This is a genomic window from Pseudomonas sp. MD330_10 (assembly GCF_042610415.1).
In the GTDB taxonomy this organism is placed as follows: domain Bacteria; phylum Pseudomonadota; class Gammaproteobacteria; order Pseudomonadales; family Pseudomonadaceae; genus Aquipseudomonas; species Aquipseudomonas rhodesiae.
Genome location: NZ_JBHGZU010000008.1, coordinates 31,297 through 44,901 on the forward strand (window position 1 = coordinate 31,297; position 13,605 = coordinate 44,901).

General features: G+C 62.5%; 13 protein-coding genes and 1 pseudogene. 6 read left to right on the forward strand and 8 right to left on the reverse strand.

Features of this window, described 5'->3' with window-relative positions:
* Window positions 1-96 precede the first annotated feature (96 nt).
* On the forward strand, window positions 97-954 hold the full coding sequence (locus ACFZPT_RS14785; RefSeq protein ID WP_047882689.1) for a LysR substrate-binding domain-containing protein: 858 nt from the start codon (window positions 97-99) through the stop codon (window positions 952-954).
* A gap of 100 nt (window positions 955-1,054) precedes the next feature.
* The gene (locus ACFZPT_RS14790; RefSeq protein ID WP_034098834.1) at window positions 1,055-1,762 is read left to right on the forward strand and encodes a YebC/PmpR family DNA-binding transcriptional regulator; all 708 of its coding nucleotides are present in this window, start codon (window positions 1,055-1,057) and stop codon (window positions 1,760-1,762) included.
* Between the two features lie 162 nt (window positions 1,763-1,924).
* On the opposite strand, the gene ACFZPT_RS14795 is transcribed toward ACFZPT_RS14790, so the two are convergent.
* The 4 genes from ACFZPT_RS14795 to ACFZPT_RS14810 form a co-directional block, all read right to left on the reverse strand.
* Window positions 1,925-3,232, reverse strand: a complete 1,308-nt coding sequence (locus ACFZPT_RS14795) for a protein kinase (RefSeq protein ID WP_034114341.1) — start codon at window positions 3,230-3,232, stop codon at window positions 1,925-1,927.
* A 39-nt stretch (window positions 3,233-3,271) separates the two neighbouring features.
* Window positions 3,272-4,366 carry a cell division protein ZapE gene (gene zapE / locus ACFZPT_RS14800; protein WP_034114255.1) on the reverse strand — a complete coding sequence of 365 codons (1,095 nt, stop codon included), beginning with the start codon at window positions 4,364-4,366 and terminating at the stop codon, window positions 3,272-3,274.
* A 108-nt stretch (window positions 4,367-4,474) separates the two neighbouring features.
* Window positions 4,475-5,212, reverse strand: a complete 738-nt coding sequence (locus ACFZPT_RS14805; RefSeq protein ID WP_034098830.1) for an anti-sigma factor — start codon at window positions 5,210-5,212, stop codon at window positions 4,475-4,477.
* A complete protein-coding gene (locus ACFZPT_RS14810) occupies window positions 5,209-5,715 on the reverse strand; it encodes a sigma-70 family RNA polymerase sigma factor (protein WP_034114253.1) in 507 nt (168 codons plus the stop codon). Before ACFZPT_RS14810 ends, ACFZPT_RS14805 begins: the two co-directional genes overlap by 4 nt.
* Before the next feature lie 276 nt (window positions 5,716-5,991).
* Between ACFZPT_RS14810 and ACFZPT_RS14815 the strand changes: the two are divergent.
* The 3 genes and pseudogenes from ACFZPT_RS14815 to ACFZPT_RS14825 form a co-directional block, all read left to right on the forward strand.
* Window positions 5,992-6,377: pseudogene (locus ACFZPT_RS14815) on the forward strand (AMP-binding protein); the annotation flags it as partial.
* 122 nt (window positions 6,378-6,499) lie between these two features.
* Window positions 6,500-7,582, forward strand: a complete 1,083-nt coding sequence (locus ACFZPT_RS14820; RefSeq protein ID WP_034114249.1) for a catalase family peroxidase — start codon at window positions 6,500-6,502, stop codon at window positions 7,580-7,582.
* Window positions 7,579-8,118: a cytochrome b gene (locus tag ACFZPT_RS14825; RefSeq protein ID WP_034098823.1), complete on the forward strand. Its 540-nt coding sequence runs from the start codon at window positions 7,579-7,581 to the stop codon at window positions 8,116-8,118. Before ACFZPT_RS14820 ends, ACFZPT_RS14825 begins: the two co-directional genes overlap by 4 nt.
* 18 nt (window positions 8,119-8,136) lie before the next feature.
* Here the strand turns inward: ACFZPT_RS14825 and ACFZPT_RS14830 are convergent, their stop codons facing one another.
* Together ACFZPT_RS14830 and ACFZPT_RS14835 are read right to left on the reverse strand one after the other, a co-directional pair.
* On the reverse strand, window positions 8,137-9,288 hold the full coding sequence (locus tag ACFZPT_RS14830; protein ID WP_034114247.1) for a M14-type cytosolic carboxypeptidase: 1,152 nt from the start codon (window positions 9,286-9,288) through the stop codon (window positions 8,137-8,139).
* A 464-nt stretch (window positions 9,289-9,752) separates the two neighbouring features.
* Complete coding sequence (locus tag ACFZPT_RS14835; RefSeq protein ID WP_034098818.1) at window positions 9,753-10,103, reverse strand: DUF6124 family protein; 351 nt, start codon at window positions 10,101-10,103, stop codon at window positions 9,753-9,755.
* Window positions 10,104-10,234: 131 nt separating this feature from the next.
* Here ACFZPT_RS14835 and ACFZPT_RS14840 point away from each other — a divergent pair, with 131 nt between their 5' ends.
* Window positions 10,235-10,870: a LexA family transcriptional regulator gene (locus tag ACFZPT_RS14840; RefSeq protein ID WP_034114245.1), complete on the forward strand. Its 636-nt coding sequence runs from the start codon at window positions 10,235-10,237 to the stop codon at window positions 10,868-10,870.
* On the opposite strand, the gene ACFZPT_RS14845 is transcribed toward ACFZPT_RS14840, so the two are convergent.
* Window positions 10,867-12,792 carry an acetyl/propionyl/methylcrotonyl-CoA carboxylase subunit alpha gene (locus tag ACFZPT_RS14845; RefSeq protein ID WP_034114243.1) on the reverse strand — a complete coding sequence of 642 codons (1,926 nt, stop codon included), beginning with the start codon at window positions 12,790-12,792 and terminating at the stop codon, window positions 10,867-10,869. The genes ACFZPT_RS14840 and ACFZPT_RS14845 overlap by 4 nt on opposite strands.
* Window positions 12,789-13,595: a gamma-carboxygeranoyl-CoA hydratase gene (locus ACFZPT_RS14850; RefSeq protein ID WP_034114241.1), complete on the reverse strand. Its 807-nt coding sequence runs from the start codon at window positions 13,593-13,595 to the stop codon at window positions 12,789-12,791. The genes ACFZPT_RS14845 and ACFZPT_RS14850 overlap by 4 nt, the downstream gene beginning before the upstream one ends.
* Window positions 13,596-13,605 lie beyond the last annotated feature (10 nt).

Sequence of the window (13,605 nt, forward strand, 5' to 3'; positions counted from 1 at the left end):
AGCGTTGGGTTGAATCTACGGCGCTTACGTTGCGGTTTGGCGTGATATCAATCAAATTGTTTATTGTTATGCGAGCTATCAGCGAGGCCGATAAGCATGAACCTGTTTCAACTGCGTGCATTCGATGCCGTGGCCCGCGAGGGCAGTTTTACCCGTGCGGCGGCGCGGCTGTTTATCAGCCAGCCAGCGGTAACCGGGCATATCAAGGCCCTGGAGGAGCACTATCAGATTCCGCTGTTGCGCCGTACGGCGCGGCGGGTCGAGTTGACCGAGGAGGGCGCGCGGCTGGCGGCGATCACCCGGGCGATCTTCGGTCTGGTGGACGAGGCCCAGGCCCTGCTCGAAGCCAATCGCCAGTTACTCAGCGGGCGCCTGGAAGTGGCGGCGGACGGTCCGCACCTGGTCATGCCGATGATCGCCAGCCTGCGCGCGCGGTACCCGGGCATCACCGTCAACCTGCGGCTGGGCAATGCTCAGGAGACCTTGGCCGCGCTGTTGGCCGAGCATGCCGATGTGGCGGTGCTGACCGAGGTGGAACCCCGCCCTGGCATGCATTTACAGCCCTTGGGCGAATCGCATATCTGCGCCTTGGTCCCGTCCAACCACCCGTGGACGGAACTGCCCAACGGCATCGAGCTGAAGCAACTCGATGAGGTGATCATGGTGCTGCGCGAGCCCAGTTCGATCACCCGCCGCACCTTTGATGCCGCCTGCCAAGCCGCCGCTGTGCAGCCCAAGGTACTGCTGGAGCTGGATAGCCGTGAGGCGGTGACCGAGGCGGTCGCCGCACAATTGGGCGTCGGCGTGGTGTCGTCGATGGAGGTCAGCCAGGACCCGCGGGTGCGGGCGGTGCCGATCCGCGGCGCGGGGTTACTGAACCGGCACAGTCTCGGCTGCATGGAGCGACGCCGTTCCCTGCGCCTGATCCAAGCGTTTTTCGAGCTGGCGCCGTGACGGTTTTTTGGTGGAACGATGCGTTCTCGCGCTATAAACTCTGCCCCCAAAGCGCCGGCCAGTAGACGTTTCGGCGCGATGGACGAGAAGAGAGCGAGTCATGGGCGCACAGTGGAAAGTCAAACATAAAGAAGCGGCAGCCAATGCCAAGGGCAAAATCTTCGGCAAGCTGGTGAAAGAAATCACCATCGCCGCGCGCAACGGTGCCGACACCGCGACCAACGCCCACCTGCGTCTGGTGGTGGAGCAGGCCAAAAAAGCCTCGATGCCCAAGGAAACCCTGGACCGCGCCATCAAGAAAGGCGCCGGTCTGCTCGGCGAAACCGTGCAATACCACCGCGTGACCTACGAAGGGTTCGCGCCCCATCAGGTGCCGCTGATCGTCGAGTGTGTGACCGATAACATCAACCGCACCGTGGCGGAAATCCGCGTGGCATTCCGCAAAGGCCAACTGGGCGCTTCCGGTTCGGTAGCCTGGGACTTCAACCACGTCGGCTTGATCGAAGCCTCGCCGGACAGCCCGGACGCCGATCCTGAAATGGCCGCCATCGAAGCCGGCGCCCAGGATTTCGAGGACGGCGAAGAAGAGGGCACCACCCTGTTCATCACCGAAACCACCGATCTCGACGCCGTGCAGAAAGCCCTGCCGGAGCAAGGCTTTACCGTGCTATCGGCCAAGCTGGGCTATATCTCGAAGAATCCGGTGAGTGGTTTGACCGACGAGCAGATGGCTGAAGTCGAAGCCTTCCTCGAAGGCTTGGACAACCACGACGACGTGCAGGACATGTTCGTCGGCCTGGCGGGCTGATCGACGGCTGAGCAAGGTGGGAGGGGCGGTGCGACGATTCGACTTGCCCCCGATTACGGTGTGTCAGTGAAAGCGGGGCTGACTGTCGCACCGCCCCTCCCACATTTTGATCCAGTAATTTTCTATCCGAGCTGTTTTGAAGCCCCTCTGACATTGCCTTAATTAGTCAAAGTTGCAGATGGCGTGCAGCAACGCCTCGATCTCTTCGAACCCCGGCCGCGCCAGCACGTCCGGCTGACAGCAGCGCGCCTGCAGCGCCACCAGTGCCGCATCTACGGGTTCCCCCTCGATCCGCTCCAACAATTCCCCCAACAACACCCCGAAGGCCCGCACTTCGATGCGCTGCAATGCCCGGGTTTCCACGGTGTCCGCCACGGCGTGGAATGACGCCGCGCCAAAGTCCCCCAGCAAACAATCGCCCGTCGCGTTCCACAGAATATTGTGAGCGTACAGGTCGCCATGGGTGATGCCGTGACGGTGTAAATGCGCCGCCACCGAAGCCATGCCACGGGCTATACGCAGTGCGACATCGGCGCTGAAGCGGGTGTCGGGCGCGTAGATATCGCGCGTGCAGGACGCCAGGCTGGGCAGGGCGGCCAGGTTGCGGTAGCTCGGCTCGATCAGGTCCATCACCAAGGCGGCCTGGTCATCGGGGTGGCCGACCACGCGACCTTGCACCTTGATCAGGTTGGGATGCCGCCCGGCGGCGATGCACGCCTGCATTTCGTGCAGCGGTGAACCGTCGCTGGTAATCGTGCCTTTGTAGAGCTTGACCGCCACCGGCAGGGCCTGGGGTTTCCACAAGGCTTTGTGGATCACGCCGGAAGCCCCTTCGCCAAGGACATCGGCCAATGCCAATTCGCCCCAGGGAATATCCGGCGTGGTGTCGTCTGCCTGGACTTCCACTGCCATTTCCACTGGGTTGCCGGCATAAGCCAGCCAGGTCAGGCTTGGCAGTGACAGCAGCCAGTCCGGCAGGTGGGTGAGGCGATTGGAGGCGATGCGGATCAGCTCCAGGTTGTGGCACTGAGCCAAGCTGCGTGGCAGTTGCTCCAGTTGATTGCCGGCCAGCATCAGCTTTTGCAGCAATGGCCGTTCACCCAACGCCTCGGGCAACTGGCGAATGCAGTTGTCGGTGAGGATCAGCCAGCGCAGCTGCGGCGGTAGGGCGGCGGCGGGCACTTGGCTGATCCGGTTGGCCTTGAAGCCGATCATGCTCAATTTCGCGCACTGACCCAGGCAGGTCGGCAGTTCGGTGAAGGCGTTGTCCGAGCAGAACAGCACGCGCAGGTGCGGCAGGCGATGCAGGTCGTCCGGCAAGCGGCTCAGGGCGTTACCGCTGAGGTTGAGGATTTCCAGGGTGTCGGCCAGTTCGAAGATTTCCCGAGGAAACTCGGTGAGCCCGCAGGAAAGATCCAGGCGCGTGATACCGGCCAATTGGCCGGCCTTGAGTTGGGCGAGGGTAGTCATGAACGGCGCGGTCACTCGGCAAGGGGGCTTAAAGGGCGCTCATGATACCGGGTCGGGCACGGGTTGCGGGTCGACCTGTTGCAATTGGCTCAGGCGGCTGGCAGTGCGGGCCAGGTCGATAGCCTCGCCCGCCAGGCAGTCGGCCAGAGGCTCGGTGCCGATCAGGGTCAGGCGTTTGTCGCGGTCGTAGAGCACGTCCACCAGATTGATGAAGCGTTGTTGTACGGCAATCGGGCACTGCGCCAGGTGGGGCAGGCCGTCGATGATCCAGTGATCGAACGTCTCGCATAGCAAGAGGTAGTCCATCACCGCCGTCAGTTGCTCGCAAAGATCGGCGAAGGTGAAGACGATGGTGCGCGCTTGGTGGTGGCGACACACCAGTTGCCGATTGCCCACCTGCAACTGCTGCGCTGGGCCTTGGGTCGCCGGCAGGCCGAGGGCCGCACGCTGCGCGGCCGTGCCTGGCCACAGGTAGACGCCGGCGGTAAAGCGCTGCGTGGCATGGGCCTGGGGCAGGCTGCGAAAGTCCTGTGGCGAGCTGACTTCCAGCACGTCCATGCGCGCGGCGATCAGATCGATCACCGGCTTGAAGCGCTCGTGGTACAGCGGGTTGGGCAGCAGTCCTTCGGGCGCGTAGTTTGAGGTGACCAGCACCAGCATGCCGCGCTGGAACAGGGCTTTGAACAATCGGCTGATAAGCATGGCATCGCCGATATCGTGGACGTGGAACTCGTCGAAGCACAGCACCCGGCAGTCTGCCAACAGCTCATCGAGGGTCACGCCCAGCGCATCATCCTGTTCACGGTGCTGGAACATGCCCCGGTGCAGGCGCGCGAAGAAATCGTGGAAATGCACCCGCTGTTTCTCGGCCAGCGGCAGCGCCTGAAAAAAACCGTCCAACAGCCAGCTCTTACCGCGCCCCACCGGCCCGTGCAGGTACAGGCCACGGGTGGCTTGGCCGTCGAGCAGGTGGCCGGTCTCGCGGGCCATGGCGGCAATCGCTCGGGTCTGCCCGGCGCTGAGGGTGTAGCCCTGCTGTTGGGCTTTGTGCGCAAAAAACTCGGGGATGGAGGCGTCGCTGCGTGGCGCGCGTTGTTTACCAAGCAGGCGACGGATCAAAGTCGGCACGGCCACTGCGGATCACTCTGTGGGTCAAAGGTCGCTCACTTTAGGATGCTCTTCACGTTTTGACCAATCGCGAAGGCGCGCATCGGCCATCTCGAAAACGCATGACCCCCACGACTAGAAGGTTTGCAGCGGCGCCACCGGGTGATCCACCGGGCTGACCACCGCGTAGTTATAGCCGCCACCGGACCAGTACTGCGCTTGTAGCCCATCGGCGGTGCGGCTGCCACGGGGCAGGAAGCCGTTGTCCGGGCCCGGCGGGCGGATGTAGAAACTGATACGCCGCCCCTGCGCGTCCTGGTACAGCACCATGGCAGCGGCGCCTTGATCGGTGGTGAGCAGACGCCCGCTGACCGGCGTGAAGCCCGACTGGCTCAAGTCCGGCAAGCGCTGGGCCTGTTGGAAGTACCGGTCGAGCCAGGCTTGCATGGTGCCGCTGTCCTGAGCACGGTAGTCGGCGGGCAGGATGCCATCCTGGGCGAACAGGCGGAACGCCTGCATGGCATCGGCCATGGGTTGCAGCGGCGGTTGAGTCGCCTCGCGGGCCTGCCAGCCGCCCCAGCCGCCGAGGCTCACCGCCACCAGCAACAGCGCTGCCGTGGCCAAGTGGCGACGCGTATTGTGCCGGACGCGCTGGCGGATCAGCGCGGGGTCCAACTGCGGGTTGGCGGGCTGTTGCAGGGCGCCGCCCAAGGCTGCGCGCAATGCGTGTGCGTCCTGTTGCCAGGCCTGCACTTGGGCCGCCACCTCCGGGTGGGTCGCCAGCCAGGTGTCCAGGGCACGCCGGTCATTCTCGCAAAGCTGATGATCGACGTAGGCATGTAAGTCATGTTCGTTGGGAGGCAGGCTGATCATTTGAGTATCCGCAGAGAAGGGCTGGCAATTTCGCCATCGCTGAGTTGACGCAGGGCCTGGCGCGCCCGTGACAACCGCGACATCACGGTGCCGAGGGGTACGTCGAGAATCTCGGCGACTTCTTTGTAGCTCAAACCTTCCACGGACACCCACAGCAGCAGCGCGCGTTGCTCGGTGTTCAATTGATCGAAGGCTTGCAGGGTCGACTGGGCCATCACGGTGCGTTCGACCGAGGGCTGCACGTCTTCGCGTCCTGTAAAGAAGTCGAGCATGCGCGCATAACGGCGGGTACGGCGCTGGGCATCAAGAAACTGCCGGTAGAGGATCGAGAACAGCCATGCGCGCAGGTCGCCTTCCGGGCGTTTGTCGCCCCAGCGGGTGATTGCACGCTCCAAGGTGGCCTGCACCAGATCGTCGGCGCTGCTGGTGTTGCGCGTCAGGGACACGGCAAAGCGCCGCAGCCGGGGCAGGAGTTCGCGTAGCGGTTCGTCGAGTTCATGCATGGTGGGTCAGTCTAGCCAGTTGTAAGAGTAGACGTTCGCCCGCGTAGGTTATTCCATGCCTACCTGAAAGAAACCTTGCCCTTGTGGGGGCGCCCTCTCTGGATAGCCCACAGGCCTGTAATGCCCCACGCCCGCCTTAATCCAGCCTCGTGGCTACCGGTACAGGATCGTCCGCAATGAAGAGGGCGTGTTGATGGATTCACCGACAGGCAAAGCATGTTACTTCCGGCCGGAACTGACGCACTTGCTGGCGGCGTAGCAAGTGATTTTCGCACACAGGCCCTGGCCGATCAGTGGGCGGCGCACTGCACGTTCTACAACGGTTGTGGGCCCACCGAAACCACCATCGTCAATACCTTGCACCGGCATGAGCCTGGCGCCTTGCTGACCATCGGTCGGCCAACTCCGAACAACACGGTGTATGTGCTCGACGAACAAGGGGCGCGCCTGTGAGCTGGGCCAACCTGGGGAAATGTAGGCCGGAGGGGTGGGTGTCACGGCCGGCTACTTGAACAACCCGGCGTTGACCCAAAAGCGATATCGCCCCGATCCGTTCCTGGGCGGCGACAACCTGATGTTCCGCACCCGCGACCTGGGACGCTGGACGGCAGATGGCCGGCTCGAACCTGGGGCGGGTGGATGACCAGGTCAAGGTGCGTGGGCTTTCTGAATCGCGGTATGTAAGGTCGTAACGCTGAAAAAAACTACAGTGAAGTGGGAATAAGCCTGCGTGGGTTTCGTCTCATAGCACTTTCCCCCTGCGGCCCTCGGCCCTGGAGTTTTTATGCTGGATCACCCATCACCGCCCCGTCCTGCCTTGAGTACCGCAAGCCTGGTGGCGCGTCTTGCCGCCATCGGTGTTGTGGTGGCCGGTTTGGCCGCGGCGTTTGCCTACGTCAATGGCACACTCGACCCACAGCGGCTGCGGCCTAAAACCTTGGTCAATGCCCTGGAAACCAACAATGGCGTGCACCCTGGCTATCGGCGCAACCACGCCAAAGGCGTGTGCGTGGCGGGTTACTTCCAAAGCTCTGCCGAGGCGCGCGCCTATTCCAGCGCCGAGGTGTTCAGCGAGACCAAAACCCCGTTGATCGGCCGCTTCGCCTTGCCCAGCGGCAACCCGTACGCGCCTGATAGCAGCGTGCCGATCCGCAGTTTTGCCGTGCAGTTCAGCCAGGCCAACGGCCAGCAATGGCGCACCGGTATGAACAGCATGCCGGTGTTCCCGGTGGGCACGCCCGAGGCGTTCTATCAGTTGCTCAAGGCGGGCGCGCCGGACCCGGCCACCGGCAAGCCGAACCCAGCGAACATGCCGGCGTTTTTTGCCGCCCATCCGGAGGCCGCACCGTTCCTGACATGGGTCAAGACCGCCAAACCGTCGGCCAGTTACGCGACCGAAACCTATAACGGCATCAATGCGTTTTATCTGGTGAACGCCGAGGGCAAGCGTCAAGCCGTGCGCTGGGCGGTGGTGCCCCAAAGCCAAGACGCGGTGGGTGATACCGCCGTCGATGGTGCGGACTTCCTGGAGAAAGACCTGGTGCAGCGCCTGGCCGCCGGGCCGCTGCGCTGGCAGTTGAACATGACCCTGGCCAACCCCGGCGACGTGCTGGACGATGCCAGCAAACCCTGGCCCGGCCCCCATACGGTGCTGAACGCCGGTACCCTGGTGGTGCAAAGCAGCCAGCCCCAGGCCGACGGTGACTGCCGCGATATCAACTTCGATCCGCTGATTCTGCCCAGCGGTATCCAAGCCTCCAATGACCCCTTGCTGGCGGCCCGCTCGGCGGCATACGCCAGTTCTTACCTGCGCCGCGCCGGCGAGGTCAGCCCCTTGCACCATGCTCCACAGGAGTCGAAACCATGAAGGCCTCTCCACAATTCTTCGCTCCCTTGGCGCGCCTGCTGCACTGGCTGATGGCGCTGATGGTCATCGCCATGCTGTTTATCGGCGCGGGCTTGGCGGCCTCGGTCTCGGAGCGGCATGCCTGGCTGATCCAACTGCATAAACCGTTGGGTATTGCGATTCTGGCGCTGGTTATCGTCAGGCTGGTGGTGCGCTTTTCCACGCAGCAACCGCCTCTGCCCCAGGACTTGCCGCAGTGGCAAGTGCTGGCGGCAAAGGCATCGCACCTGATGTTGTATGGTCTGATGCTGGCGTTGCCGCTGCTGGGTTGGGCGATGATTTCAGCGGCGGGCGACCCGGTGATGCTCAGCAGCTCCGTACGACTGCCGGCGTTAGTGGAGGCGAACGCACCGTTGTTCGCGCTGCTGCGTAAGGCCCATGGGTACCTGGCGTACCTGCTGTTTCTCACGGTGTTGGTGCACCTGGCGGCGGCGTTGTTTCATGGGCTGATCCGACGCGATGGCGTGTTGCAGAGCATGACCGGCACCAAGGACTGATGCCGGGGTTCGTTGCTGTCAGCGCAACAGGCCGACGATATCGGCGACGCTGCTCAGCACATCCTTGCCTAGCTGTTTCGAGCGCTCGCCCGACCAGCCGGTTTTCGGGTTGGGCGCGTCGTTGTTGTCCTTGAAGGGCATTTCCAAGGTCAGCGACAGGCAATCGTACTTTTGGCCGACCGCATTGCAGGCCAACGTCATGTTGGCTTCGCCCGGCAGGTCGCGGGTGTAGCCATGGGAGGTCTGGAAGTCACGAGTCAAGCCGCTGAGGTGGCTGCGAAAGTGCTTTTCCAGGGCTTCAATGCGCGGGGTGTAGCCTGGGTTGCCTTCGCAGGCAGCGGCGAATACATAGGGGATTTCTTCGTCACCGTGGATATCCAGGAACAGGTCCACGCCGTACTGTCCCATCTGCTGTTGCACGAACAGCACTTCCGGGCTGAGGTCCTGGCTTGCGCTCTGCCACGCGCGGTTGAGGTCCTGGCCCATGGCGTTGGTACGCAGGTGCCCGTGGAAGGCGCCGTCTGGATTCATATTCGGCACCAGGTACAGGTCAGCCACCGCCAGCAGTTTTTTCAGCTCGGCATCGCCGTCCTGTTGCAAGCGTTCGATGATCCCTTCCATAAACCATTCGGCCATGTGTTCGCCCGGATGTTGCTGGGCGATGATCCATACGTTGCGTCGTCCTTCGCCGCCTTTGCCCCGGCGCAGCAACTGAATGTCGCGGCCTTCGACACTCTTGCCGGTGGCCAGCAATTGGGTGCCGGTGTGTTTGAGCGCCTGCTCGATCAAGCCGTCATGACGTTCGCGGCTGTAGGGTTCGAAGTAGGCGAACCAGGCGTGCTTCTCGCGAGTCTCCAGGCTGATGTGCAAGATTTCGCCATCGAAGCGTGTCGGCACGCGGAACCAGTTGACGTGGTCGTAGGAGGCTACGGCGTTGTAGCCGCTCCAGGCATGGGGATATGAAGAGCGCCCGGCATTGCTTAGGCGGAAGGTGTGGGTATGGCCCACATGCATACCCTCGGCCTTGAAGTGAAACCACTGGAAATGCTGGCTGCGTGTGTCGGGTTTGATCGCCAGCAGCAATTGATAGGCATCGCTGGCGTCCAGCACCTGGATATTGCCACTGTCGAAGTCGGTACTGATTCTGATGGAGGTCAAGGCCACTGTCATAGTCTGGTTGCCTGATTATGAGTATTGTGGCGGCTATATTACACAGGAGTCCGGTAAAGCCTGGATGCAAAATTGTTGCGCAGGGAGGGGGGCATCATCCTTGACGCCGCCGCAGCTTAGAATTTATGAGATTGATTCTCAAGCGCTATTTCCCAAAGATTTGAGCCAGAGCCTTTGGGTGGCTTTCATTCGGCGATGGTCTTTTGCTACCATGCGCGCCATCACGCAACACACAGTCTTCATTAGCCTGAAGCCATGCCAGGAAAACTGGCAAAAAAAGACCCGGCCAAAGAGCCGGGTCAAAAACCGTGATTAGCCTGATGAGGAGATATTCCAAGAGTCCGACCTAAGGTCTCTTGGTCTATCGACTGATCTCGCGATCAGCTGGGTCCAATAATAATCATTATCATTTGCAAGTCAAATGTTTTTATCCGTGGGATAGAAATATTTTTCCTTTGCGCCTATCAGCTGTCCGCCTGCGCTTCGCGCACCTGCAACGACCGCTCGACCATCGCCTTCGCCATATCGATCAAATACACCACTGAAAACGCCAGGTCCCGCTGATTACCCTGGTGGTTGCTCGCGGATTCATACGCAGTGGCCGCCGCGCTGCGCAGCAGGTCCGAGGCATGTATCAAGGCTTCTTCCTGACTGATACCTGCTTTGATGGCGAACAACGCCTCGTTCGCCACCGGCGTCGACATCTCTTCTTTCAAGTAGAAATCCAGCGCACGTTGGGCGGCGCCGCTGCTGCGCAAGTCTTGCAGCTCATCGTTTTCAGCGGGTTCAGGCAGGAGGTACGGGCTCGTCGTCATAAGGGGCAGTACTCTGGGTGGGTGTTGAAAACCTTATGCCTGATAATAGTACGTATCGTATTTATGTCGTTTTATGGATTACTACAAACTGTTTATTGCCCTGAAAAATACCTGACGTATTGTCTGGCCCCATGGATAAATGGATCGCGTTGGTCAGGGCCAACATGAAAGACCGCAAGGTCACGCAAGGTGAACTGGCTGAGCGCTTGGGCATGTCCCAGGGGGGCGTCGGTCATTGGCTCAACAAGCGTCGCGTGCCGAGCCTGGAGGACATGAACCGGGTGCTGGAAGCATTGGGTCTGGGTGATCTGGAAGTGGTGCAGGAAGTGCGCGAGCGTCGCGCCGAACCGGCAGTGCCGACGCCGCGGCACACGGCGTTTTTCCGCTACCCCGTCAACGAATGGAGAGGCCTGGGCGAAGCCCGCGAGGAGCGCCCGGCCTATGCTGGCGCGCGCTATGAAACCACGGATTATTACGCCAGGGGCGACGCCTTCTGGTTGCCGGTCACGGGCGATGCCATGACCGCGCCCAGTGGCTTGAGCATCGGCGCAGGCATGATGATCCTGGTAGATCCGGCCATCAGTGCCGGCCCGGGTAAACTGGTGGTCGCGCAATGGGCCGACAACCCTCACGCGACCTTCCGCCAGTTACGGGAGGAGAGCGGCCAACTCTACCTGGTGCCGCTCAACCCCACGTACCCTAAACAGCTGTTCACCGAGGCGTGTCGCATCCTCGGTGTGGTGGTGCAGGCCATGGCGAGGTTCTAGTCCGCCGTTTCCAGCTCAACCAGCGTGCAGCCTTCGGCGACCATTTCTCCTTCCTGACAGAACAGTGCCTTGACCACCCCGGCTTCGGGAGCACGGATGCTGTGTTCCATCTTCATCGCTTCGAGCACCACCAGTTGGGTGCCGGCCTCGACCGCCTGGCCGGCTTGCACTAGCACCCGCACAATGCTGCCGTTCATGGGCGCCGTCAGGCCACCCTGATGGGATTGGTTGGCTTCCACGGCGGCAATCGGGTCGAACAGGCTGACCCCATGCATTTCACCGTCCCAGCGTACAAACACGCCGCCGTCGTGCCGGACCGCCAGATAGCTGCGACGCACGCCGTCGCGCTCGATGCTCAACTGCTCGCCGTGCAACTGCGTAATGTCTGGCGCCAGGGTCACCAGTCGGTCCTGCCCGTTGCAACTCAAGTGCAACGAAACCTCAGCGGGCAACCCCGCGCGAAAGCCACGGGTGTTTGCCCACGGGCCGTCGCCGGCGGGCAGGCTGTGCATCAGCGCGGCACCTGCGGCCTGCCAGAAATCATCACTCAGCGCACCGGTCGGCGGCAGCAATTGTTCCTGATAGCGCGGAATAAACCCGGTATCCAGTTCCGCTGCGGCGAATGCCGGGTGCCCAATAATGCGCCGCAGGAAGCCCAGGTTGGTCTTCAGTCCGCCCACGGCGAATTCGTCGAGCATGCTCAGCAAGCGCAGGCGCGCCTGTTCACGGTCCTCGCCCCAGGCAATCAACTTGCCCAACATCGGATCGTAGAAGGGCGAAACGCTGTCCCCCTCACTCACTCCACTGTCCACGCGGCGCCCAGGGCCGGGGGCGGATTCGCGGTACAGCGCCAAGTGCCCGGTGGCGGGCAGAAAATCATTGGCCGGGTCCTCGGCATACAGACGCACTTCGATGGCATGCCCGATCAAGGGCACCTGCGCCTGGGTGATCGGCAGCGCCTGGCCCTGGGCCACGTGGATCTGCCAGGCCACCAGGTCCAGACCGGTAATCGCTTCGGTGACCGGGTGTTCGACCTGCAACCGCGTATTCATCTCCATAAAGAAGAACTCGCCGCGCGCGTCGAGCAAAAACTCCACGGTGCCGGCGCCGACATAGCCGATCGCCTGGGCCGCCCGCACGGCAGCCTCGCCCATGGCACGGCGCTGTTCAGCGCTCAAACCGGGGGCCGGAGCTTCCTCCACGACCTTCTGATGACGGCGCTGAATCGAGCAATCCCGTTCATTCAGGTACAGGCAGTGCCCGTGCTGGTCGGCGAAAACCTGGATTTCCACATGACGGGGCTTGAGCAGGTATTTCTCCACCAGCATCTGGGCGTTGCCAAATGACGACAACGCCTCGCGCTGGGCTGAGGCCAGGGCGTCGGCCAATTGACTGACATCCTCGACCACTTTCATGCCTTTGCCGCCGCCGCCGGCCGTGGCCTTGAGCAGCACCGGGTAACCGATGTGGGCACAGGCGTCGCGGAAAGTCTCCAGGTCTTGGGCCTCGCCGTGGTAACCCGGTACCAGGGGCACGCCGGCGGTTTCCATCAACGCTTTGGCTGCGGATTTACTGCCCATGGCGTCGATGGCAGAGGCGGGCGGGCCGAGGAAGATCAAGCCGGCGGCTTCGATGGCGCGGGCGAACCCGGCGTTTTCCGAGAGAAACCCGTAGCCCGGATGAATCGCCTGGGCGCCGCTGGCCTGGGCGGCGGCGATCAGTTTGTCGATTTGCAGGTAACTGCCACTGGCCTTGCTGCCCCCCAGGTCGACGCAGATATCCGCTTCGCGGCAATGGCGCGCGTCGCGGTCGATGGCGCTGTGCACGGCCACGGTGGTCAGCCCCATGGCCTTGGCGGTGCGCATCACGCGACAGGCGATTTCACCCCGGTTGGCCACCAGTATGCGGGTCAAAGTACTCATGAACGCGGCTCCTGCGCTTGCCAGCTCGGTGGACGTTTTTGCAGGAAGGCGCGCAAGCCTTCCTGGCCCTCGGGGCTGACGCGGATGCGGGCGATGGCGTTTTCGCAGTAGCGGCGCAACGCCGGGGTGAGGGCGCCGTTGCCGACTTCGCGCAGCAGATCCTTGCTGGCGCGCATCGCCGCCGGGCTGTTATGCAGCAGGTTGGCTATCCAGTGTTCGACGTGAATCTCCAGCTCGTCCGCCGGATAGCTTTCCGCCAACAGGCCGATCTCGCGCGCGCGCTGGCCGCCGAAGCGCTCGGCGGTGAGGGCATAGCGCCGTGCCGCGCGTTCACCGATGGCTTGCACCACAAAAGGGCTGATCACCGCCGGCGCCAGGCCGATGCGCACTTCCGACAGGCAGAACTGCGCATCGTCGGCGCCGATGGCCATGTCGCAGCAACTGATCAAGCCCAGGGCGCCGCCGTAGGCTGCACCTTGCACCACCGCCAGGGTGGGGATTTTCAGCTTGGCCAGGTTGTACATCAGTTCCGCCAGTTCGCGGGCGTCGTCGAGATTGGTGTGGTAATCCAGCTCGGCCGATTGCTGCATCCAGGCCAGGTCGGCCCCGGCGCTGAAATGCTTACCGCGCCCGCGCAGCACCAGGAACCGCAGGGAAGCATCGCCCTGCACTTGGTCGAGGGCGATGATCAGCTCGCGGATCATCTCGGCATTGAACGCGTTGTTCTTGGCTTCACGACTGAGCCACAGCGTGGCAAAGCCACGGCGGTCGGCGATCAGTTCGAGGGTGTTGAAATCGCTCATGGGGTGCTGC

Bases quoted from the DNA above. Each gene is read 5' to 3' on its own strand.
- ACFZPT_RS14825 (WP_034098823.1), top strand. From the start codon at position 7,579: ATGAAGGCCTCTCCACAATTCTTCGCTCCCTTGGCGCGCCTGCTGCAC.
- ACFZPT_RS14790 (WP_034098834.1), top strand. From the start codon at position 1,055: ATGGGCGCACAGTGGAAAGTCAAACATAAAGAAGCGGCAGCCAATGCC.
- ACFZPT_RS14835 (WP_034098818.1), bottom strand. From the start codon at position 10,103: ATGACGACGAGCCCGTACCTCCTGCCTGAACCCGCTGAAAACGATGAG.
- ACFZPT_RS14810 (WP_034114253.1), bottom strand. From the start codon at position 5,715: ATGCATGAACTCGACGAACCGCTACGCGAACTCCTGCCCCGGCTGCGG.
- ACFZPT_RS14845 (WP_034114243.1), bottom strand. From the start codon at position 12,792: ATGAGTACTTTGACCCGCATACTGGTGGCCAACCGGGGTGAAATCGCC.
- ACFZPT_RS14850 (WP_034114241.1), bottom strand. From the start codon at position 13,595: ATGAGCGATTTCAACACCCTCGAACTGATCGCCGACCGCCGTGGCTTT.
- ACFZPT_RS14795 (WP_034114341.1), bottom strand. From the start codon at position 3,232: ATGACTACCCTCGCCCAACTCAAGGCCGGCCAATTGGCCGGTATCACG.
- ACFZPT_RS14830 (WP_034114247.1), bottom strand. From the start codon at position 9,288: ATGACAGTGGCCTTGACCTCCATCAGAATCAGTACCGACTTCGACAGT.
- ACFZPT_RS14805 (WP_034098830.1), bottom strand. From the start codon at position 5,212: ATGATCAGCCTGCCTCCCAACGAACATGACTTACATGCCTACGTCGAT.
- ACFZPT_RS14820 (WP_034114249.1), top strand. From the start codon at position 6,500: ATGCTGGATCACCCATCACCGCCCCGTCCTGCCTTGAGTACCGCAAGC.
- ACFZPT_RS14840 (WP_034114245.1), top strand. From the start codon at position 10,235: ATGGATAAATGGATCGCGTTGGTCAGGGCCAACATGAAAGACCGCAAG.
- ACFZPT_RS14785 (WP_047882689.1), top strand. From the start codon at position 97: ATGAACCTGTTTCAACTGCGTGCATTCGATGCCGTGGCCCGCGAGGGC.